At 72.0% G+C, this 20,210-nt stretch carries 23 protein-coding genes; 15 read left to right on the top strand and 8 right to left on the bottom strand.

Features of this window, described 5'->3' with window-relative positions:
* Window positions 1–46 precede the first annotated feature (46 nt).
* The 4 genes from ABC138_RS09715 to ABC138_RS09700 form a co-directional block, all read right to left on the bottom strand.
* Window positions 47–520: a pyridoxamine 5'-phosphate oxidase family protein gene (locus tag ABC138_RS09715; protein WP_068327187.1), complete on the bottom strand. Its 474-nt coding sequence runs from the start codon at window positions 518–520 to the stop codon at window positions 47–49.
* 83 nt (window positions 521–603) lie between these two features.
* Window positions 604–1,050 carry an isoprenylcysteine carboxylmethyltransferase family protein gene (locus tag ABC138_RS09710; RefSeq protein ID WP_345913537.1) on the bottom strand — a complete coding sequence of 149 codons (447 nt, stop codon included), beginning with the start codon at window positions 1,048–1,050 and terminating at the stop codon, window positions 604–606.
* A 136-nt stretch (window positions 1,051–1,186) separates the two neighbouring features.
* A complete protein-coding gene (locus ABC138_RS09705) occupies window positions 1,187–2,197 on the bottom strand; it encodes an aldo/keto reductase family protein (protein WP_068425076.1) in 1,011 nt (336 codons plus the stop codon).
* 39 nt (window positions 2,198–2,236) lie between these two features.
* Window positions 2,237–3,037 (bottom strand): maleylpyruvate isomerase family mycothiol-dependent enzyme, encoded by an 801-nt coding sequence (locus ABC138_RS09700; protein ID WP_345913536.1) that lies wholly within the window; start codon window positions 3,035–3,037, stop codon window positions 2,237–2,239.
* 106 nt (window positions 3,038–3,143) lie between these two features.
* On the opposite strand from ABC138_RS09700, the gene ABC138_RS09695 reads away from it, so the two are divergent.
* The 4 genes from ABC138_RS09695 to ABC138_RS09680 all read left to right on the top strand — a co-directional run bounded on the left by ABC138_RS09695 (window position 3,144) and on the right by ABC138_RS09680 (window position 6,581).
* Complete coding sequence (locus ABC138_RS09695) at window positions 3,144–4,124, top strand: hypothetical protein (RefSeq protein WP_345913535.1); 981 nt, start codon at window positions 3,144–3,146, stop codon at window positions 4,122–4,124.
* Between the two features lie 196 nt (window positions 4,125–4,320).
* Window positions 4,321–4,908, top strand: coding sequence for a hypothetical protein (locus tag ABC138_RS09690; RefSeq protein ID WP_345913534.1), 588 nt, complete (start codon window positions 4,321–4,323; stop codon window positions 4,906–4,908).
* A gap of 27 nt (window positions 4,909–4,935) precedes the next feature.
* The gene (locus ABC138_RS09685; RefSeq protein WP_345913533.1) at window positions 4,936–5,772 is read left to right on the top strand and encodes an SDR family NAD(P)-dependent oxidoreductase; all 837 of its coding nucleotides are present in this window, start codon (window positions 4,936–4,938) and stop codon (window positions 5,770–5,772) included.
* A 23-nt stretch (window positions 5,773–5,795) separates the two neighbouring features.
* Complete coding sequence (locus tag ABC138_RS09680; RefSeq protein ID WP_068327204.1) at window positions 5,796–6,581, top strand: thioesterase family protein; 786 nt, start codon at window positions 5,796–5,798, stop codon at window positions 6,579–6,581.
* An 84-nt stretch (window positions 6,582–6,665) separates the two neighbouring features.
* Here the strand turns inward: ABC138_RS09680 and ABC138_RS09675 are convergent, their stop codons facing one another.
* Window positions 6,666–8,159, bottom strand: coding sequence for a DEAD/DEAH box helicase (locus ABC138_RS09675; RefSeq protein WP_345913531.1), 1,494 nt, complete (start codon window positions 8,157–8,159; stop codon window positions 6,666–6,668).
* A 211-nt stretch (window positions 8,160–8,370) separates the two neighbouring features.
* Between ABC138_RS09675 and ABC138_RS09670 the strand changes: the two genes are divergently transcribed.
* Together ABC138_RS09670 and ABC138_RS09665 are read left to right on the top strand one after the other, a co-directional pair.
* Complete coding sequence (locus tag ABC138_RS09670; protein ID WP_345913530.1) at window positions 8,371–8,958, top strand: hypothetical protein; 588 nt, start codon at window positions 8,371–8,373, stop codon at window positions 8,956–8,958.
* Between the two features lie 31 nt (window positions 8,959–8,989).
* The gene (locus ABC138_RS09665) at window positions 8,990–9,250 is read left to right on the top strand and encodes a hypothetical protein (protein ID WP_068327211.1); all 261 of its coding nucleotides are present in this window, start codon (window positions 8,990–8,992) and stop codon (window positions 9,248–9,250) included.
* 44 nt (window positions 9,251–9,294) lie between these two features.
* Here the strand turns inward: ABC138_RS09665 and gdhA are convergent, their stop codons facing one another.
* Window positions 9,295–10,650, bottom strand: coding sequence for an NADP-specific glutamate dehydrogenase (gdhA, locus tag ABC138_RS09660; protein ID WP_345913528.1), 1,356 nt, complete (start codon window positions 10,648–10,650; stop codon window positions 9,295–9,297).
* Window positions 10,651–10,759: 109 nt separating this feature from the next.
* Here gdhA and ABC138_RS09655 point away from each other — a divergent pair, with 109 nt between their 5' ends.
* From ABC138_RS09655 to ABC138_RS09645, 3 genes are read left to right on the top strand one after another with little or no spacing between them, the layout of a single operon-like run.
* Window positions 10,760–11,074 carry a GNAT family N-acetyltransferase gene (locus ABC138_RS09655; RefSeq protein ID WP_068425096.1) on the top strand — a complete coding sequence of 105 codons (315 nt, stop codon included), beginning with the start codon at window positions 10,760–10,762 and terminating at the stop codon, window positions 11,072–11,074.
* Window positions 11,071–11,982, top strand: coding sequence for an exodeoxyribonuclease III (locus ABC138_RS09650; protein ID WP_345913527.1), 912 nt, complete (start codon window positions 11,071–11,073; stop codon window positions 11,980–11,982). The genes ABC138_RS09655 and ABC138_RS09650 overlap by 4 nt, the downstream gene beginning before the upstream one ends.
* Before the next feature lie 55 nt (window positions 11,983–12,037).
* A complete protein-coding gene (locus ABC138_RS09645; protein ID WP_068425102.1) occupies window positions 12,038–12,394 on the top strand; it encodes an ArsC/Spx/MgsR family protein in 357 nt (118 codons plus the stop codon).
* Between the two features lie 7 nt (window positions 12,395–12,401).
* On the opposite strand, the gene ABC138_RS09640 is transcribed toward ABC138_RS09645, so the two are convergent.
* Window positions 12,402–12,719, bottom strand: a complete 318-nt coding sequence (locus ABC138_RS09640; protein WP_068425105.1) for a putative quinol monooxygenase — start codon at window positions 12,717–12,719, stop codon at window positions 12,402–12,404.
* A gap of 61 nt (window positions 12,720–12,780) precedes the next feature.
* Here ABC138_RS09640 and ABC138_RS09635 point away from each other — a divergent pair, with 61 nt between their 5' ends.
* Both ABC138_RS09635 and ABC138_RS09630 read left to right on the top strand, forming a co-directional pair.
* Window positions 12,781–13,842, top strand: coding sequence for a phosphatase domain-containing protein (locus ABC138_RS09635; protein ID WP_068425108.1), 1,062 nt, complete (start codon window positions 12,781–12,783; stop codon window positions 13,840–13,842).
* The gene (locus ABC138_RS09630) at window positions 13,835–14,695 is read left to right on the top strand and encodes a DNA-formamidopyrimidine glycosylase family protein (RefSeq protein ID WP_345913526.1); all 861 of its coding nucleotides are present in this window, start codon (window positions 13,835–13,837) and stop codon (window positions 14,693–14,695) included. The genes ABC138_RS09635 and ABC138_RS09630 overlap by 8 nt, the downstream gene beginning before the upstream one ends.
* On the opposite strand, the gene ABC138_RS09625 is transcribed toward ABC138_RS09630, so the two are convergent.
* Window positions 14,696–15,424, bottom strand: a complete 729-nt coding sequence (locus tag ABC138_RS09625; protein ID WP_345913525.1) for an FCD domain-containing protein — start codon at window positions 15,422–15,424, stop codon at window positions 14,696–14,698.
* A 170-nt stretch (window positions 15,425–15,594) separates the two neighbouring features.
* Here ABC138_RS09625 and ABC138_RS09620 point away from each other — a divergent pair, with 170 nt between their 5' ends.
* The 4 genes from ABC138_RS09620 to ABC138_RS09605 are packed head-to-tail and all read left to right on the top strand — an operon-like array spanning window position 15,595 to window position 20,196.
* Window positions 15,595–17,328 (top strand): L-lactate permease, encoded by a 1,734-nt coding sequence (locus tag ABC138_RS09620; protein WP_345913524.1) that lies wholly within the window; start codon window positions 15,595–15,597, stop codon window positions 17,326–17,328.
* Complete coding sequence (locus tag ABC138_RS09615) at window positions 17,325–18,092, top strand: (Fe-S)-binding protein (RefSeq protein ID WP_345913523.1); 768 nt, start codon at window positions 17,325–17,327, stop codon at window positions 18,090–18,092. Before ABC138_RS09620 ends, ABC138_RS09615 begins: the two co-directional genes overlap by 4 nt.
* The gene (locus tag ABC138_RS09610) at window positions 18,089–19,555 is read left to right on the top strand and encodes a LutB/LldF family L-lactate oxidation iron-sulfur protein (protein ID WP_345913522.1); all 1,467 of its coding nucleotides are present in this window, start codon (window positions 18,089–18,091) and stop codon (window positions 19,553–19,555) included. The genes ABC138_RS09615 and ABC138_RS09610 overlap by 4 nt, the downstream gene beginning before the upstream one ends.
* On the top strand, window positions 19,552–20,196 hold the full coding sequence (locus tag ABC138_RS09605; RefSeq protein ID WP_345913521.1) for a lactate utilization protein C: 645 nt from the start codon (window positions 19,552–19,554) through the stop codon (window positions 20,194–20,196). Before ABC138_RS09610 ends, ABC138_RS09605 begins: the two co-directional genes overlap by 4 nt.
* Window positions 20,197–20,210 lie beyond the last annotated feature (14 nt).

Below are 20,210 nucleotides of genomic sequence, written 5' to 3'. Positions count from 1 at the left end.
CTTCGGACAGGGACGACGCTACGCCAGACCCCCGACAGGCGCCCGCTCAGAGGGAGACGGTCCCGCTGTCGCCGAGGTCGGGCCGGCTGTCGCTGACGAGGCCCTTGGCCATCTGCACGACCGTCGCGATGCTGCCGGGCGTGGCCCAGTAGCGGGCGGTCTCCGCGGTCACCGTGAGCAGGGTGTTGGCGGGGTTGTCGGCGTCGCCCTCCATGAAGGCGCCGGCCGAGGGGTCCCACAGCCGCTCGAGCAGCTCGCGGTCGTCGTTGCGGGCGGCCGTGCCGCTCAGGCTGACCCAGCCGTCGTCGCTCGAGTAGGTGACGTTGACCTGCGGGTTGGCGGCGATCGCGTGCATCTTGTCCGAGTCGGCCTCGGTGATGAAGTGGACCGTCCCCGGGTCGTCGAGGTCCTGGGTGCCCATCGGCACGGAGACCAGTCGTCCGCCCTCGACGTAGGTGAGGACGGCGATCCTGGTGTCCTCCATGATCTTGGTGACGGTGTCGATCTCGTCTGCGGCCATCGTGGCTCCTCGGGTCGTCGTGCGGTGGGTCCCTGGGCCATACCCACCCGGCAGCGCGCGACACGTCCTGGCGAGGCTTGGCCTCAGAACCAGCGCCGCACCGTCGCGACGTAGTCGCCGTACCCCGACCCGAAGGTCGCGAGCATCGCCGCCTCCTCCTCGGGGATCTGGAAGAGGTCGATCACCCCGACGAAGACCGCGACCGGGAGGAGCGCGAGCAGGTCACGCCGATGGATGGCGTGCCCCGTGAGCAGGAGGGCGTCCCCGAGGTAGATCGGGTTGCGTGAGTGCCTGAAGATGCCATCGCGCACGAGCGCGGTCGCCCCCTCGGGGTGCATGGGGTCGAGCGTGGTCCCGGCCGATCGGATCTGCCGGATGCCGGCGCCCATGAGGGCGACACCCGCGACGGCGACCGCCGCACCGAGCGCGGACGTGCCGGGGGACGTCGAGCCGCGCGCCAGCACCCGCTGCGCGGCGAGCGATGCCAGCCCGACCACGGGGGGTGAGCGGAGGATCGTCGGGATGGCCATGCACCCAACGGTAGTGAGGTGCGGTGGCCGGGGACACCCCCTTCGACCTGGTCCTGCCCGCCGCCCCTCGCCGAGAAGCGGGCCATGGCCGCTATCACGCCTGGATAGCAGCCATCGCCCACGTCTCGAAGGGGGGTCAGGTCGGGCGCGTGGCCGGAGCGTTCTTCGTGGTCATCTCCGGGTCGCGCTCGATGTGGCCCTCGAGGGCCTCGTCGATCGCGACCATGGCCTCCGGGGAGAGGGTGACGCCCGAGGCGGCGACGTTCTCCTCGACCTGCTCGGGGCGCGAGGCGCCGATGATCGCGGCGGCGACGTTGGGGTTCTGCAGCACCCAGGCGACGGCGAGCTGGGCCATCGACAGGCCCGCCTCGTCGGCGATCGGGCGCAGCTGCTGCACGGCGGTCAGCAGCGCCTCGTCGCCCACGCGGCCGGCGATCGGCTTGCCCGCCTCCTCGTGGGTGGCGCGCGAGCCGGCGGGCGGGGCCTGACCGGGCTGGTACTTGCCGGTGAGGATGCCCTGGGCGATGGGGCTCCAGACGATCTGCGAGAGCCCGAGCTCCTCGCAGGTCGGGACGACGCGGTCCTCGATGACCCGCCAGATCATCGAGTACTGCGGCTGGCTGGAGATGAGGCGGATGCCGAGCTGCTGCGCGAGCGCGTGCCCCTCGCGGATCTGCTCGGCCGTCCACTCGCTGACGCCGATGTAGAGCGCCTTGCCCTGCCGGACGACGTCGGCGAAGGCCTGCATCGTCTCCTCGAGCGGGGTCTCCGTGTCGAAGCGGTGCGCCTGGTAGAGGTCGACGTAGTCGGTCTGCAGCCGCCGCAGCGAGCCGTCGATCGACTCGCGGATGTGCTTGGCCGAGAGGCCGGAGTCGTTGGGCCCGCCGGGCCCGGTCGGCCAGTAGACCTTGGTGAGGATCTCGAGCGACTCGCGCCGCTCGCCCTTGAGTGCCTCGCCGAGGACGCTCTCCGCCTTGGTGTTGGCGTAGACGTCGGCGGTGTCGAAGGTGGTGATGCCGTGGTCGAGCGCGGCCCGCACGCAGGCGGTGGCCGCGTCGGCCTCGACCTGCGACCCGTGGGTCAGCCAGTTGCCATAGGCGATCTCACTGATCTTGAGACCGCTGTTGCCGAGGTATCGGTGCTCCATGGGGCTCACGCTAGTGCCCGCACCCCGACCGTCGTCCCGTCAGGGGGTGACGTTGAGGCGACCGAGCACGGTCGCGGCGAGGTCGGCGTCGCCGGTCACCTCGACCGCCGCCTCCTCCGGGGTGATGCGACCGCCGGTGAGGAGGAGCCAGGTGGCGTCGTCCATCTCGAGGGCGACGTCGCTCCCTTCGCTCGGGTCGAAGGGGGCCGCCCTCCCGTCCTCGCCCACCCGGGCCGCGAGCACCCGCCCCTGCGGTCCGGTGATCGTCGCGACCACCGCCGTGCCGACGGGCAGGCGGCGCAGGGTCGTCGGGAAGACCTTCGTCATCAGGCCGGCGACGTGGGCGGCACCGACACCGGTCGTCGTCATCGGTCGCCCGGTGGCGCGGCGGATGTCCTGCTCGTGGACCCACAGGTCGATCGGGCGATTGCGCAGGAGGGTGCGCAGGTCCCAGCCGAGGTCACCGACGATGCCGGGCGCCGGGGTGCCCGGGTCCGACTGGTCGAGGGCGGCGAGGACCTCGCGGCGCGCGACGCAGGCGGTCTCGAACTCGTCGAGCAGCGTTGCGGCAGAGCGCTCCCGGCGGGCGGCCACGCCCACCCCGGTGAGGTCGGTCGGCATCGGTTGGTTGGCGCCCGACTCCACCGCGACGCGGCCGCCCTCGGGCTGGTCCATGCCCGCCGCCTCGGACTCGAGGTGCGCGAGGTGGGCGAGCACGTCCTTGACGGTCCACCCCGGCAGCGCCGGCCGGTCCCAGTCGTCGTCGCCGAGCTCGCGCAGGACGGCGAGCAGGTCGCGGGAGGTCTCGTCCCACAAGGCCAAGGGGTCCGGTCGCGTCATGCTGGCCAGCGTAGGGCGAGGTCGTGGGGAGCGCTCCCCATCGCCCCGCGGCTGCTGCCGGACCTAACGTGTGCCGAGGACGTCGGAGAGACATCGAGGGGAACAGATGAGCCAGACCGTGAGCCACGGCAGCAACGCCGAGCGCCTGGACGACATCGCCGGCAACCTCCAGAGCCAGAGCCACCGGGTCGACGACATCGCCGAGCGAGGTACGGCGATGGTGCACGTGCTCGAGGACGCGTGGCAGGGCGGCGACCTGGAGCACTTCTGCCACGAGTGGACGGCGGCGCGGCAGCAGGTCGCCCAGGCCGCTCAGACCCTGCAGCAGGCCGTGGACCGCCTGCGCGCCGAGGCCGACCAGCAGCGCCGCACGAGCGACGACGGCGGCCCGGACCGGGGCGTCGGTGGGTCCCGTGAGCCGGTGAGCCCGGACAACAACGACGCGCGTGACGGGTTCGGCAGCTGGCTGCGCCGGCTCTTCGGCGACGACCCGTGGAGCGGCACGCAGGACCCGGGAGCAGGCCAGGGCCAGCTGCCCGAGGGTGCCGACCCGGACGACCCGATGATCCAGGAGATGCAGGCGACGCCGCAGGGTCGCGCCACCCTCGACTGGATGGCGCGCAACGGCATCGAGATCATCGTCGACCCCAACCAGCAGGGCGCGATCTACGACGCAGGGCTGAACGCGATGGTCATCGGGCCCGGGTACGACAACTCGTCGACGATCATCCACGAGGCCAGCCACGCGCGGTGGGACGCAGAGGACCGCCCGGTCGATGCCACGGAGGTCCCGCGGGACGAGTACCTCGACAACCGTCTGCGCGACGAGACCGAGGCCGTGGCGACCGAGGTCAGCTACGCGAAGCAGCAGCGCGAGGCCGGGGTGGACGTGCCGGTCAGCAGGGCCGAGCAGGACTACGACGCCGCGCGCCAGAGCGCCATCGACGCGGGCAAGTCCCCCGAGGAGGCCGACCAGGCGGGCCAGGACGCCATCTACGAGCTCTTCACCAGTGGCTACTACACGACGTCCAACACCGGTCAGACCTACCCCGAGTACTACGGGTCCCACTGGGACTCGGTGAACTGACGAGGAACCGCTCGAAGATGGGTAGCGTCGAAGGACCATGGAGCTGATGTCACGACCTCGACCCCTGCGGCACGTCTGGGCCATGACCGCCGCGGCCCTCTGCCTCGTGCCCGTGTCGGCATGCGCTGGGGACACCACGACCGACCCGAGCACGACCCAGGCACCGACCCGGAGCACGACAACAGGAGGCAAGGACATGCAGGAAGAGATCGCCACGACCCTGGAGGCGACCAGCCCGACGATCGCGCGGGCCGTCCGGGCCGACACCACGAGCATCTCCCCCATCGAGGCAGCCGCCCTCGGGGACTGGCAGGTCGTCGACGTCCTGCCGAGCGGTGGGGGTCACCCGCAGCGGTGGTTCATGGGGATCAAGGACTCCGGTCGTGAGGTCGTCGTCCTGAGCGGCTTCCCCGAGCGCTGGGAGCAGGTGATCGAGGGGGCCCGCGTGACCAGCGCGGACGAGGCGGAGGAGCTCGCCGCCGTCCACGCCGACGCCACGCGGGACATGACGAAGGGCTACGCGCGCCTGTCCTCCGTCGACGACATCCGGTTCGTCCCCACGCCCTCCGAGGAGGAGACGGCCCGGATCGAGGCCGTCCGCCGTGACCACGCCGATGACATCTCCGCCGCCACGGTGACGGGCGACGGGCCGTGGATCGTGGAGCTGTGGACGGTGACCGACGGCGACCTGGTGCGGCACGACGTGACCGTGGGGACGGACGGGGCGATCACCGATGCCACCGAGGTCGTGGAGGCCGACCTGCCGGTCCCCGAGACGGTCTGAGGAACGAGCGGCTGGCACGATCAGGGGATGACCGACTCCGCGGGATCCCCCCTTCGTACCGTGCTGCTCGGGTGCGGCGACCTCGGCATCCGCGTCGGGACCGCCCTGCTGGCGGCAGGCCACGAGGTGACCGGCGTGCGGCGCAACGTCGCAGCGCTGCCGGAGGGCTTCCACGGCGTCGCCGCCGACCTCGCCTCCGGGGACGTCCCGGACCTGCCCGCGGACCTGCTCGTCATCTCCCTCACCCCCGACCGCCGGGACGAAGGGGGGTACCGCCGCGCCTACCTCGACGGGGTCCGCGGTGGGCTGGACGCCGTGCTGCGCGCCGGGATGCCGCGGCGAGCGGTGCTCGTGTCGTCGACGAGCGTGTACGGCGACCTCGAGGGCGACCTCGACGAGACGACTCCCGTTGCGCCGCAAGCGGATCGACCCAAGATCCTGCTCGAGTCCGAGGCCCTCTTCCGCGCGGCGCTCCCCCACGGGAGCATCCTGCGGTTCAGCGGGCTCTACGGCGCGCCCGGCAACCGGCTCGTGCGCATGACCCGCGAGGGCCACAACGCCGACCCCGGCCGCTGGACCAACCGCCTCCACCGCGAGGACGCGGCCGCCGCGATCACCCACCTGCTGACGATGGCCGCGGAGCCGAGCGACCTCTACGTCGGGACCGACGACGAGCCGGCCCTGGCCGGGGACGTGCGGGACTTCGTCGCCGACGAGCTCGGGGTGCCGCGCCCGGCGCCGACCGGGGTCGAGGAGCCGCACGGACGCCGGATGCGCAACACGCGGCTGCGGTCGAGCGGGCTGGAGCTGCGGTACCCGACGTACCGGGAGGGGTACCGGGCGCAACTGCTGCTCGACCGCTGATCCTGCATTTGTAGGCTGCGGCCATGGATCTGCAGGAGATGCTCGACCGGGCCGGGACCGGCACCCTCCACGTCGAGGAGGGCTGGGGCCAGGGACGGGCCACCTACGGCGGCCTCGTCGCCGGGCTGGCCCTCGCCGCGCTGCGTGCGCAACTGCCGGACGCCCCTCCGCTGCGGCACCTCATGGTCAGCTTCGTCGCGCCGCTGGCGCCGGGGAGCGCCCGGGCCGAGGTGACGACGCTGCGCCGGGGCAAGAACGCCACCCAGGCGCAGGCGCACGTGGTGCAGGACGGCCAGGTCGTCGCGGCTGTGCTCGCCGCCTTCGGTCGGGAGCGCGAGTCCACGATCTCGGTGCCGCACGAGAGCGGCGCGATGCCGGCGTTGCCCGCGCCGGAGACGATCGAGCCCTTCCCGCACGTCCCCGGCGCGTCGCCCGACTTCTTCCAGCACGTCGAGATGCGGTTGGCCGACGGCGGCTTCCCGTACACGGGCGTCGACACCTCGCACCTGCACGGCTTCATGCGCTTCCGGGAGGCGCCGCCGGGCTTCGACGAACGGCACTTCGTCAGCCTCGCCGACGCGTGGCCGCCCGCGGTCATCCAGATGCTGTCGCAGCCGGCCCCCGGCAGCAGCCTGACCTGGTCGCTCGAGATCACCGACGACGTCGCGGCCGAGCCCGACACCCACTGGGCCTACGCCGTGCGCACCGACCGCGCCGAGGGTGGCTACGCCCACACGGACGCGCGGATCTGGCACCCGGACGGGCGCCTCGTCGCGATCAGCCGGCAGACGGTGGCCGTCTTCGGCTGAGCGGCGCGGTCACGCCGGGACCACCGACGACACGACGAAGGAGCGCGACCCGTGGGTCGCGCTCCTTCGTCGTGCGGCGTGGGGTCAGCGGTTGCGGCCGCTGCTGCTGGAGCTGAAGGCCACGACGCTGCCGCCGCGGCTGCCACCCTGGCGGGCGGACCCGCCGCCCTGGCCACCGGAGCGACGCTGGCCGCCCGAGGCGCCGCGCGACTGACCGCCGCCGGAGCCGCCACGGCCCTGGCCGGAGCCGCCGCCGTTGCGGTTGCGCCCGGCACCGCCGCGCTCACCGCGCTGACGCTGGCCGTCCTGGCCGCCCTGGCCGCTGCGGGACTGGCCGCCACGGCCACCACCGCGGGAGCCCCCCTTCGCCCCGCCCTGCTGCTGCGGGACGTCGGCGACGAAGCCACCGGGGAAGGTCCGCTCGCCCGGGGCCAGCTCCGCGAGGAGCTCGTGCCCGACGGCGACGCGGGTGGTGGTGGGCTTGATGCCGGCCTTGCGGGTGAGGTCGCGGACGTCGCGGACCTGCTCGTCCGTCATCAGCGTGACGACGGTGCCCTCGGCACCGGCGCGGGCCGTGCGACCGGAGCGGTGCAGGTAGGCCTTGTGCTCGACCGGCGGGTCGGCGTGGATGACGAGCGAGACGTCGTCGACGTGGATGCCGCGGGCGGCGATGTCGGTCGCGACGAGGGTCTGCGCGCTGCCGGAGTGGAAGGCCTCCATCGTCCGGGTGCGCGCGCCCTGGCTGAGGTTGCCGTGCAGCTCGACCGCGGGGACACCGGCGGCGTTGAGCTGGCGGGCCATCTTCTTGGCGCGGTGCTTGGTGCGGGTGAAGACGACCTTGCGACCCGGCGCGGCGACGAGGTCGGTGAGGACCGGGAGGTGGTCGTCGTTCCTGATGTGCAGGACGTGGTGGGTCATCTTCGCGACCGGCGACTGCGCCGAGTCGGCCTCGTGGGTGACCGGCTGCTCGAGGTAGCGCTTGACGATCTGGTTGATCGCGCCGTCGAGGGTCGCGGAGAAGAGCATCCGCTGGCTGCCGCGCGGGGTCTTGTCGAGGATGCGCTTCACGCCCGGCAGGAAGCCGAGGTCGGCCATGTGGTCGGCCTCGTCGAGGATCGTGATCTCGATCCCGGAGAGGTCGACGTGGCCCTGCTGCATGAGGTCCTCGAGACGGCCCGGGCAGGCGACGACGACGTCGACGCCGCGCGCGATGGCCTGGACCTGCGGGTTCTGGCCGACACCGCCGAAGACGGTGCGGCTGCGCATGCCCAGGACGGAGGCGAAGGGAGCCAGCACGTCATCGATCTGCGTCGCCAGCTCGCGGGTCGGCACGAGGATCAGGGCACGGGGGCGCTTGGGCTGCGGGCGCCGGTTGGCCTCGGCCAGGCGGGCGAGCATCGGCAGGACGAAGGCCAGGGTCTTGCCCGAGCCGGTGCGGCCGCGGCCGAGGACGTCCCGGCCGGCGAGGGAGTCCGGCAGCGTCGCTGCCTGGATCGGGCTGGGGACGGTGATGCCGTCCTGCTCGAGGATCGAGGTCAGGGCGGTGGGCACGCCGAGGTCGGCGAAGGTGTTGGTCACGAAGGGTGCTCCAGACGGAGTCATGATGCTTCGGTTCTGCCCGGCGCGGGAGCCAGCCTGCGGCAACGCAGGGGACGATCGCGGCGCGATGGCATCGGTGCAATCAAAGAAGCAGCTCGCTGCAGAACTGGGCGGCTGCTGTGTCGAGTGTAGCGGGCGAAGGGGGGCGGTCCTGACCACGGGTGGTTGACGCGGGTGCCAAGCTGCCGCCATGCCGATCCAGATGCGTTCCTTCGCCAAGAGCTCCTTGACGGTGGAGGAACGCGTCGAAGTGGAGCGAGTAGCTGTACTGGCCGAACATCTCCGCCAGGAGCTGGACGAGCGCGAGATCGCCATCAATCAAGCGCATGTCGTCGGCGCCCAGAGCGCTGCGATTCAGGCCATCGTGTCCGAGGTCCTCAAGGAAGAGCTCCACTTCGGCGAGGAGGTCGTCCTCACCCCGCAGGACGGGATCGTCACGAGAGCTCGGCCCGACTTCGTCTTTCCCCTCGCGCCCGGTCGCGGGGTCATGGCGGAGGTGGAACGTGGGGGTACGGTCAACAACAACCACGACCTCAAGGACATGTGGAAGGCGCACATCGCCAGCGACATCCAGCACCTCTTCCTCGTCGTGCCCAACTCGAACTGGAAGAGGGACGGCGGCGCCCGGGAGAAGCCCTTCCCCCGGGTGGTCAATCGCGTGGGGGCCTTCTTCGGCAGCCACCGACGGGAGGTCGACGTCCTGTCCGCGCATGTCTTCGGGTACGGCCTGCTCGACATCGAAGCTGCGGTTCAGCTACGACCCGACCAGGTGAGCTGACACCCCCTTCGACCGAGCTCAGGGTGACCACATGACGCACCGGACCCGCCCCGTCCCCGACCACACCGCCGAGCTGACCGCCCTGCGCGCGAGGCTCTACTCACCGGAGCTGAGCCCGCTCGAGGCAGCCGGGATGCTCGCCGCCGTGGAGCTGCTCCGCCGGCACGAGCAGGGCAGCTTCGAGATCTGCCAGAACCCGAGCAGCGTCGCGCTCGTGCGGCTGTGTCTCGGGCGGCGCTTCGAGCTCGTGCACGACGAGGACGAGGAGTGCACCTGCTGCTGCCACGACTGACGTCGACAGCCAGCCGCAGTTCGTAGCGCGCGAAGGGCGGTCGATCAGATGACGCCCTGGGCCACCATCGCGTCGGCGACCTTGATGTAGCCGGCGAGGTTGGCGCCGGCGACGTAGTCACCGGGGCTGTCGAACTCCTCGGCGGTGGCCACGCAGTTGGTGTGGATATCGCGCATGATCTCCTCGAGGCGCAGCTCGGTCTCCTCGAAGCCCCAGGAGTCGCGGCTGGCGTTCTGCTGCATCTCCAGGGCGGAGGTGGCGACGCCGCCGGCGTTGGAGGCCTTGCCCGGAGCGTAGAGGACCTCGGACGCGCGGAAGGCCTCGATCGCACCCGGCACGCAGGGCATGTTGGCCCCCTCGGCGACGAGCTTGACGCCGTTCTTGATCAGCGTCGCGGCGTGCTCCTCGGAGAGCTCGTTCTGCGTCGCGCACGGCAGGGCGACGTCGCACGGCACGTCCCAGATCGTGCCGTCGGCGATGTGGCGGGCGGACCCCCCCTTCGCCTCCGCGTAGTCCGTGAGGCGACCGCGCTGGCGCTCCTTGATCTCCTGCAGGAGGCCCAGGTCGATGCCGCCCTCGTCGACGACGTAGCCGCCGGAGTCGGAGACGGCGATGACCGTGCCGCCGAGCTGGTGCACCTTCTCGACCGCGTAGATGGCGACATTGCCGGAGCCCGAGACGACGACCCGCTTGCCCTCGAGCGAGTCGTCCTTGACCGCGAGCATCTCCTGCGCGAAGAACACCGTCCCGTAGCCGGTCGCCTCGGTGCGCACCTGCGAGCCGCCCCACGACAGGCCCTTGCCCGTGAGGACACCGGACTCGTAGGTGTTGGTGATCCGCTTGTACTGGCCGAAGAGGTAGCCGAGCTCGCGCCCGCCCACCCCGATGTCGCCGGCCGGGACGTCCGTGTACTCGCCGATGTGGCGGTACAGCTCGGTCATGAAGGACTGGCAGAACCGCATGATCTCCTGGTCGGAGCGGCCCTTGGGGTCGAAGTCCGACCCGCCCTTGCCGCCGCCGATCGGCATGCCGGTCAGCGAGTTCTTGAAGACCTGCTCGAAGCCGAGGAACTTGATGATCGACAGGTTGACGCTCGGGTGGAAGCGCAGCCCGCCCTTGTACGGGCCGAGCGCGGAGTTGAACTCCACGCGGAAGCCGCGGTTGATCTGCACGTCGCCGGAGTCGGTCACCCACGGCACGCGGAAGATGATCTGGCGCTCCGGCTCGACGATCCGCTTGAGGATCGACCACTGCGCGTACTCGTCGACGCGGCCGGCGATCGGGCTCAGCGACTGCATGACCTCGTAGACGGCCTGGTGGAACTCCTTCTCACCCGGGTTGCGGGCGATCACCTCGTCGAAGTGGGCCTGGAAGTTCGGGTGCAGCGCGGAAGCGGTCATGCGGGCTCCTCGAGAGGCGGGCGTGGGTCTGACCTCACGTTAGCCGGGCAGGCACGAGGGGGCCGCAGGCGTTCTGCAGGTGAGAAGGGGTCCGTGGCAGGGTTGGGGCATGAGCACCCAGGTGAGTCGCCAGTCCGGCCCGGACCGCTTCGAGATCACGAGCGAGGGGAAGGTGGCCGGGTTCGCGCAGTTCGCCGACCACGACGGGCGCCGGGTCTTCTTCCACACCGAGATCGACGAGGAGTTCGGCGGGCAGGGGCTGGCCGGCATCGTCGTCGAACGGGCCGTCGCGGCCACCCGCGAGGAAGGTCTGACAGTCGTCCCCGTCTGCCCCTACGTCAAGAAGTGGCTCGGCAAGCACCCCGAGCACGGCGACATCACCTCGCAGCCCACCCCGGCGGACCTCGCCGCGATCGACGCGTGAGGGTCGCGACCTTCAACGTCAACGGCATCCGGGCGGCGCAGCGAAGGGGGTTCGAGACCTGGCTCGCCGAGCGCCGGCCCGACGTCGTCGCCCTGCAGGAGGTCCGCTGCCCACCCGAGCAGCTGCCGAGCGGGGTCTTCGGTGACCACCACCTGGCCTACGAACCGGGCCACATCGCCGGCCGCAACGGCGTCGCCGTCCTCACCCGCACCCGCCCCGCGGCCGTGCGCACCTGGGACGGCGAGGTCCTGGTGCGCGCCCCCGGCGAGGAGCACCTGCACACCGAGCCCTCCCCGCCCGGCACGATGGCGCGCGGGTTGTCCCCCTTCGCCTCCGAGGGGCGGTACATCGAGGTCGACCTCGCCGACGCCCCCGTGACCGTCGCGTCGTTGTACCTGCCGAAGGGGGGCCTGCCCGCCCACCTGCAGAAGCCCGGCGGGCGCGAGGTCCCCGACGGCGGCGCGAGGTACCAGCGCAAGATGCGCTTCCTCGCCTCCTTCGCCCGACAGCTCGACCGCTCCCGCAAGGCGGCCCGCGCGGCCGGTCGGGAGTTCCTGCTCCTCGGCGACCTCAACATCGCGCACACGCCCCAGGACCTCACCAACTGGCGCAGCAGCAGCAGGTCAGAGGGGTTCCTGCCCGAGGAGCGCGAGTGGTTCTCCTCGATCGTCTCCCCGCGCACCCTCGTCGACGTCGTCCGCGCGCAGCACCCCGACGCGTCCGGCCCGATGTCGTGGTGGTCGTGGATGGGCGGGGCCTTCGACCGGGACACCGGCTGGCGGATCGACTACCACCTGGCGACGCCCGGCCTGGCCCGGCGAGCCGTGACCGCCGGGACCGACCGCCCGGCGAGCGGCCCCGAGCGGGTGAGCGACCACGCCGCGGTCGTCGTGGACTACGCGGACTGACCTTCGAGACGGTTGCTTCGCAACCTCCTCAGGGAGCGGTGGTTAGGTTGGCCCCATGAGTGACGTCACCGTGCTGCACAACCCGAAGTGCTCGACCTCCCGCGCCGCCATCGAGGCCGTCGACGCGGCCGGCACGCAGGCCGAGGTCGTCCAGTACCTCAAGGAGCCCCTCGACGAGGCGGCCCTGCGCGAGCTCATCGGCAAGCTCGAGGACGAGCCGACCGACCTCGTGCGCCGCGACTCCTTCTTCAAGGAGCAGGGCCTGACCGACGCCGACGTCGCGACCGTCGACCAGGTCGTCGCCGTGCTCGTGGAGCACCCGCGCCTCATGCAGCGTCCGGTGCTCGTCAAGGGCGATGTCGCGATCATCGGTCGGCCCAAGGAGCGGGTCGCGCCCTTCCTGGCCGGCTGAGCGGCGCTCAGACCTGCAGCTCGCCCATCTCGTCCCAGCCGGTCCCCTCGACGGTGCGGCTGATGATGCGGGGCGTCTCGGCGAGGGTCGGGCGCATCGCCTCGAGCCCCTGGGCGAAGTGGTCGCTCGTCACGTGCGCCTCGCCCGCGTCGTCCTGGAAGGCCTCGACGAGCACCCACTCGTCGTCGCTCTCGATGCTGCGGCTCCACTCGAAGAAGATGTTGCCCGGCTCGGCCCGCGTGGCCTCGGTGAACTCCCGGACGATCTGCGGGAAGCGCTCCGTGTACTCGGGCTTGGTGCGGTACTTCACGACGATGAGGATCATGCGCCCACGCTAGCCCGCCGGATGACCACGCCCGGGCACATCCTCCCCTAGGCTCGGCCCCATGACGCGACCGCACGCAGCCGCGATCATCGAGGACGCCTGGCACCGCCAGCTGGCCGGCGCCATGCGCCGACGAGGCTGGGGCACCCGCGTCCTCGCCTTCACCGGCTACGGCAGCACCGAGCGCGTCCGCGTCCTCGGCCGGGTCCTGATGACCCGTCGCCCGTACGCACCGGCCGCCGCGGACGCCCGCGCGACGTGGCTCGAGCTGCGCACCGCCGACAGCGAGCGACGGGGGTGGCGCGCCTTCTTCACCACACCGGCCGGTGGCGAGCCGGTCACCGTGCGCATCGGCGAGCGCGAGTACCGCACCCGGTCCGACCGCTCCGGGCTGCTCGACCTCACGATCACCGGCCACGGCCTGGAGCCCGGCTGGCACGACCTGCAGATCGTCTCCCCGCGGGCGGCGGACACGACGGCGGCGGTCTTCGTCGTCGAGCAGGGGCAGACCTTCGGCATCGTCTCCGACATCGACGACACGATCATCACGACGACGATGCCGCGACCGATGATCGCCGCGTACAACACCTTCTTCCGCCACGAGGGCACCCGCCGCCCCGTGCCGGGCATGGCGACGATGTACCGCGAGCTGCTCGCCGAGCACCCGGGCGCCCCGATCGTCTACGTCTCGACGGGCGCGTGGAACGCGGTGCCGTCCATCACCCGCTTCCTCCGGCGCTCGGGCTACCCCCTCGGCCCGATGCTCATGACCGACTGGGGCCCGACCAACACCGGCTGGTTCCGCTCCGGTCGTGACCACAAGCGCGCCTGCCTGCACCGGCTCGCCCGCGAGCTGCCCGACGTGCGCTGGCTGCTCATCGGCGACGACGGGCAGCACGACCCGAGCATCTACGGTGAGTTCGCCGAGCAGCTGCCCGAGCGGGTGCGCGCCATCGGGATCCGCACGCTGTCGGCGACCGAGCAGCTGCTGAGCCACTTCACGCCGATCGCGACCGACGACTACGCGCAGCACGTCGGCGTCGAGCTGCCGGTGTGCCACGCGAGCGACGGCTACACGATGCTCGAGCAGCTGCGCGAGTGCCTCGGGGCGACCCGTGCCTGAGCTGCCGGAGGTCCAGCGGCTCGTCGACGTGCTCGGCGAGCGGCTCTCCGGCCTGGCCGTCGAGCGCCTGGAGCTCGCGTCCTTCTCCGTGCTCAAGACCTTCGACCCGCCGCCGCAGGCGCTCGAGGGCGCCCCCGTCGACGGGGTCCACCGCCACGGCAAGTTCATCGACATCGACTGCGACGGGACGCACCTCGTCATCCACCTGGCCCGCGCCGGCTGGATCCGCTGGTCCGACGAGCTGCCCGGCACACCGCTGCGCCCCGGCAAGTCGCCGATCGCGCTGCGGGTGCGGCTCGTCGACGGGTCCGGCTTCGACGTCACCGAGGCGGGGACCAAGAAGTCCCTCGCCGCCTACCTCGTGCGCGACGTCCAGGAGGTCCCCGGGATCGCCCGCCTGGGACCCGACCCGCTCTCCGGAGAGCTGACCCGCGAGGCCTTCGGTGCCCTCCTCGCCGGCCGCAAGACGCAGATCAAGGGGGTGCTGCGCGACCAGTCACTCATCGCCGGCGTCGGCAACGCCTACTCCGACGAGGTCCTGCACGCGGCGCGGCTGTCCCCCTTCGCCCTGGCCTCGTCGCTGACGGAGGAGGAGGTCGACACGCTCCACGAGGCGCTGCGCACCACCCTCACCGACGCGATCGCCGCCGCGTCGGGCAAGGCCGCGGCCGAGCTCAAGGACACCAAGCGCTCGGGGATGCGGGTGCACGGACGGACCGGCGAGGCCTGCCCGGTCTGCGGTGACGTCGTGCGCGAGGTGAGCTTCGCCGACCGCTCGCTGCAGTACTGCGCCACCTGCCAGACGGGCGGCAAGCCGCTCGCGGACCGGCGCACGAGCAAGTTCCTCAAGTAGTCAGTCCGCGGTGATGAGCCGCCACGCCGAGCGGATGTGCGCCTCGGTGACCGCGGCGGCCCGGTCCGGGTCGCCGGCGGTGACCGCCTCGAGGATCGCCCGGTGGTCGGCGCACAGCTTGTCCGCGACGTCCTCCCACGTCCCGACGGAGCGGAAGGCGTCGAGGATCGGCAGGCGCATCGACTCGCGGATCGCGGCGGTGAAGTCGCGGGCCAGGTGGTTGCCGGCCGCGCGGGCGAGCAGCACGTGGAAGGCGGTGTCGCAGTCGTTGAAGCGACCGCGGTCGACCTGCGGGTCCTCCATCGCCTCGAGCAGACGCTCCATCTCCGCGAGGTGCTCGGCGCTCGCGTGGGTGGCGGCCAGGCGCACGCTGAGCGTCTCGAGTGCGACGCGCACCTCCAGGACGTCGGGCAGCGGGAAGTTCGCCAGCGCCACGTGGAGCCGCAGCAGCCTCCCGAGCGCACCACTCGGCACCGCGGTGATCGTCGTACCGCCGGCCCCGCCCGCTCCGACGGCGGAGCGCACGACGCCCTGGGCCTCGAGCGTGCGGACGGCCTCACGCACCGCGGCCCGGCCGACGTCGAGCATCTTCGCCAGCTCCCGCTCGGCCGGCAGGGTGTCGCCGACGTTGAGGCGACCGTCGAGGATCCGGGCGTCGACCCACTCGAGCACGACCTCGTAGGCCTTGAGGTTGGCAGGGGGTCGCGGGGTCGCGGCGTCATCGGTCACCGGCACAGGATGGCACGCGCCCCTCCGCCCCGACCACGTGGTCAGACCATTCGCCGACGCCATTGGTCGGACCATTGACGCGGGTGCGGGTGAGGCCCTATCGTCGTGTCGCCCGGTAATGGTCTGACCATTCCCGGACTCCCGCCCGACGACGTGCACCCGGAGACCCGATGACCGCAGTACCGACGTCCTTCACACCCGAGATCTCGCCCGTGGCCGACAGCCTCGCGCTCTCCGCCCTCGTGGCCCTCCTCCCCCTCGTGACGATCTTCGTCACCCTCGGGGTCCTGAGGTGGAAGGCCCACTGGGCGGGCCTCACCGCCGTCGCCGCCGCGATCCTCGTGGCCGTGCTCTTCTTCGGCATGCCCGTCCACCTCGCGGCGCTCGCGGCGACCGAGGGTGCGGTCTTCGGCCTCTTCCCGATCATGTGGATCGTCTTCACGGCGATCGTCCTCTACCAGGTGACCGTGCGCTCAGGTCATTTCGAGGACCTGCGCGCGACCTTCCGGCTCATCTCGGACGACCCGCGGATCCAGGCGATCATCATCGCCTTCTGCTTCGGCGCCCTGCTCGAGGCGCTCGCCGGCTTCGGCGCCCCCGTGGCCATCACCGGCGTCATGCTCATGGCCGTCGGCTTCGCCCCCCTTCGTGCCGCCACGGTCGTGCTGCTCGCCAACACCGCGCCGGTCGCCTTCGGCGCCATCGCCATCCCGATCCTCACCGCCGGCAACCTCACGGGCATCCCGTACCAGGAGATCGGCGCCTACGTCGGTCACCAGGCCCCGGTCATCGCGGTCTTCGTCCCGCTGCTCCTCGTCTTCATGGTCGACGGGCGAAGGGGGGTCCGCCAGACCTGGCCGGCGGCCGTCGTCATCGGCCTCGCCTTCGCCGTGGCCCAGTGGGTCTCCGCGACGTGGATCTCCGTGGAGATGACCGACATCATCGCCTCGCTCGTCGCGCTCGCCGCCGCCGTCGCCTTCCTGCGGGTCTGGCAGCCGTCCGGCGGGGACGAGGCCACCGAGTCCCTCCAGGTCGAGCGGCGCGAGCAGCTCGCCGTGGTCGGCACCGGCGGCGCCGGCGGCGCCGCCGCGGCCTCCGGCACGGTCGACCAGTACCAGATCACCCCCGAGGAGCTGGACGAGCAGGCCCGCTCGCTCACGCCGCGCCGCATCGCCTGGGCGATGTTCCCCTACGTCCTCGTCGTCGCCGTCTTCTCCGTCGCCAAGCTCGTCCCGGCCGTGGACACCTGGCTGACCGGCACCAACATCACGATCCCCTGGCCCGGGCTCGCCGGCGAGGTGCTCACCCACGACGGCGCGGTCAACGGGTCCGCGACGTACACGCTGAGCTGGCTCTCCTCGCCCGGCACGATGCTCCTCGTCTGCGCCACCGTCGTCGCCCTCGCCTACCGCATCGGCTTCTCCGGTCTCTTCGCGGAGATGAGGGCCACGGCCATCCAGATGCGCTGGGCCTTCGTCACCGTCGCCTCGGTCCTCGCGCTCGCGTACGTCATGAACCTCTCCGGGCAGACGATCACCATCGGCGCCTGGATCGCCGGGACCGGCACGGCCTTCGCCTTCTTCAGCCCGCTGCTCGGCTGGATCGGTACGGCCGTCACCGGGTCGGACACGAGCGCCAACGCGCTCTTCGCCACCCTGCAGCAGAGCGCCGCCGAGCGGGCCGGGATCGACCCGACGCTGCTCGTCGCCGCCAACACCTCCGGAGGAGTCGTCGGCAAGATGATCAGTCCCCAGAACCTCACGATCGCGGCGACTGCGGTCGGTCTCGTCGGCCAGGAGTCGGCCATCCTGCGTAAGGTCTTGCCATGGAGCGTCGGCCTGATCGTCGTCATGTGCCTCCTCGTCGGTCTCCAGTCGACCGTCCTGGCGGGGATGCTGCCGTGAACGCCCCGATCGCCCCCTCGGGCCTGCGCGTCGCGCTCTTCGCCACGTGCTTCAACGACACGATGTGGCCCGACACCCCCAAGGCAACGGTCCGCCTCCTCGAGCGGCTCGGCGTGCGGGTGGAGTTCCCGATGGAGCAGGCCTGCTGCGGCCAGGTGCTCACCAACACCGGGTACGGCCGCGACGCCGTCCCGATGGTGCAGCGCTTCGCGGACGTCTTCGAGCGGTACGACGCCGTCGTGGCGCCGTCGGGCTCATGCGTCGGCTCCGTCCGTGAGCAGCACGCCACCATCGCCCGGCACGCGGGCGAGGACCGCCTGCTCGAGCGGGTGCAGCGGGTGACGCCCAAGGTCCACGAGCTGTCCGAGTTCCTCGTCGACGTGCTCGGGGTGACCGACGTCGGCGCGTACTTCCCGCACCGCGTCACCTACCACCCGACGTGCCACTCCCTGCGCATGCTGCGGGTCGGCGACAAGCCGCTGCAGCTGCTCCGGGGGGTCCGCGGGCTCGAGCTCGTCGACCTGCCGGGCGACACGGAGTGCTGCGGCTTCGGCGGGACCTTCGCGGTGAAGAACGCCGACGTCTCCGTCGCGATGGGCGCGGACAAGTGCCGCAACATCCGCTCGACCGACGCCGAGGTCGTCGTCGCGAGCGACAACTCCTGCCTGGCCCACATCGGCGGCATGCTCGACCGGCAGCGGTCCGGGGTGCGGCACATGCATCTGGCGGAGATCCTGGCTTCCACGGAGGAGGACCCCTCATGAGCACGCAGACCCGCGGCGGACCGGTCCAGGAGACCTCGCCGACCTTCGTCGGGATGCCGGCCTTCCCCGACGCCGCCCGCGAGGCCCTCGACAACACCCAGCAGCGACGCAACCTGCGGCACGCGACGCACACGATCCGCGACAAGCGGGCCGCGGTCGTCGAGGAGCTGCCGGGGTGGGAGGCGCTGCGGGTCGCCGGGGCCGACGCCAAGGACGAGGCCCTCACCCATCTGGGCGACTACCTCGAGCAGCTGGAGGAGTCCCTCACCGCGCAGGGCGCGACGGTCCACTGGGCCCGGGACGCCGTCGAGGCCAACCGGATCGCGCTGGAGATCGTCCGCGCCAAGGAGGTCGACGAGGTCGTCAAGGTCAAGTCCATGGTGACCCAGGAGATCGAGCTCAACGAGGCGCTCGAGGAGGCGGGCATCCACGCGTGGGAGACCGACCTCGCCGAGCTCATCGTGCAGCTCGGGCACGACCGTCCGAGCCACATCCTCGTACCCGCGATCCACCGCAACCGCAGCGAGATCCGCGAGATCTTCCTCCGGGAGATGGCCAAGGTCGGGCGCCCCGCGCCCGAGGACCTCACCGACGACCCGGCGCGCCTCGCCGAGGCCGCGCGGCTGCACCTGCGGGAGAAGTTCCTGCGCGCCAAGGTGGGGATCTCCGGGGCCAACTTCGCGATCGCCGACACCGGCACGCTCGTCGTCGTCGAGTCCGAGGGCAACGGGCGGATGTGCCTCACGCTGCCGGAGACCCTCGTCTCCGTCGTCGGGATCGAGAAGGTCCTGCCCACGTGGGACGACCTGGCCCCGATGATGCAGCTGCTCCCCCGCTCCAGCACGGGCGAGCGGATGAACCCGTACACGACGATGTGGACCGGCGCGCACGACGGCGACGGACCCCAGGACGTGCACGTGATCCTGCTCGACAACGGTCGCAGCCACGTCCTCGCCGACACCGTCGGCCGCGAGGCCCTGCGCTGCATCCGCTGCTCGGCCTGCCTCAACGTCTGCCCCGTCTACGAGCGGACCGGCGGCCACGCCTACGGCTCTGTGTACCCGGGCCCGATCGGCGCGGTCCTCAACCCGCAGCTGCGGGGCACGAGCAGCGACATCGACGCGTCGCTGCCCTATGCCTCGAGCCTGTGCGGCGCGTGCTTCGACGCCTGCCCGGTGCGGATCAACATCCCCGAGCTGCTCGTCGAGCTGCGCGGTCGGGTCACCGCCGAGGGCCATGTCGCCGAGGGTGCCGCCATGCGGGCCGCCGCCTGGGTGCTCTCCGACCCCAAGCGCCTGGCCGGCGCGCAGAAGGTGTCCGGCCTGGTCGGGCGCGTCGTCGGCAACCGGACGATCCGGTCCCTGCCTGGCCTCGGCGCGTGGACGGACGCGCGCGACGTACCCACCCCACCGACCGAGTCCTTCCGCCAGTGGTGGGCCCGCGAGAGAGGCGATGACCGATGAGCGCGCGCGAGGAGATCCTCAGCCGGGTGCGCGGGGCGACCGCCGACGTCACCACCGAGGCCGGCTCCGTCCCCCGGGACCGGCTGACCGGCAGCGGCGCCGTCGACGCGGACGGCCTGACGCAGTTCGTCGAGATGGTGCGGGACTACCGGGCCGAGGTCGTCCGGGTGCCCGCGGACGGACTCACCGAGGCGATCGCGACGGCCCTGCGCGGCAACGGGTGCCGCAGCGTCGTCGTCCCCGAGGGCCTCGATCCGGCCTGGGTCGAGTCGGTCGCAGGCGTGGCCGAGGTGCGGCGCGAGTCCCGGACGAGCACGCACGCCGAGCTCGACGCCACCGACGCCGTGGTCACCGCCGCGGCGCTGGGCATCGCGGTCACCGGCACGATCGTCCTGGACCACCGCGAGGACCAGGGCCGGCGGGCGCTGACCCTCGTGCCGGACACCCACGTGTGCGTCGTGCGCGCCGACCAGGTGGTGCAGGACGTACCGGACGCGGTGGCGCGGCTGCGGCCGGACGCCGGCGACGCCCGGCCGCTGACCTGGATCAGCGGACCGAGCGCCACGAGCGACATCGAGCTGCAGCGGGTCGAGGGGGTCCACGGTCCGCGGACCCTCGTCGTCCTCCTCGTCGACGCCTGACGTCCCGCGGGACG

Source organism: Janibacter sp. LM (assembly GCF_039631275.1).
GTDB classification, from domain to species: domain Bacteria; phylum Actinomycetota; class Actinomycetes; order Actinomycetales; family Dermatophilaceae; genus Janibacter; species Janibacter terrae.
This window is presented reverse-complemented; position numbering and strand designations above follow the sequence as displayed.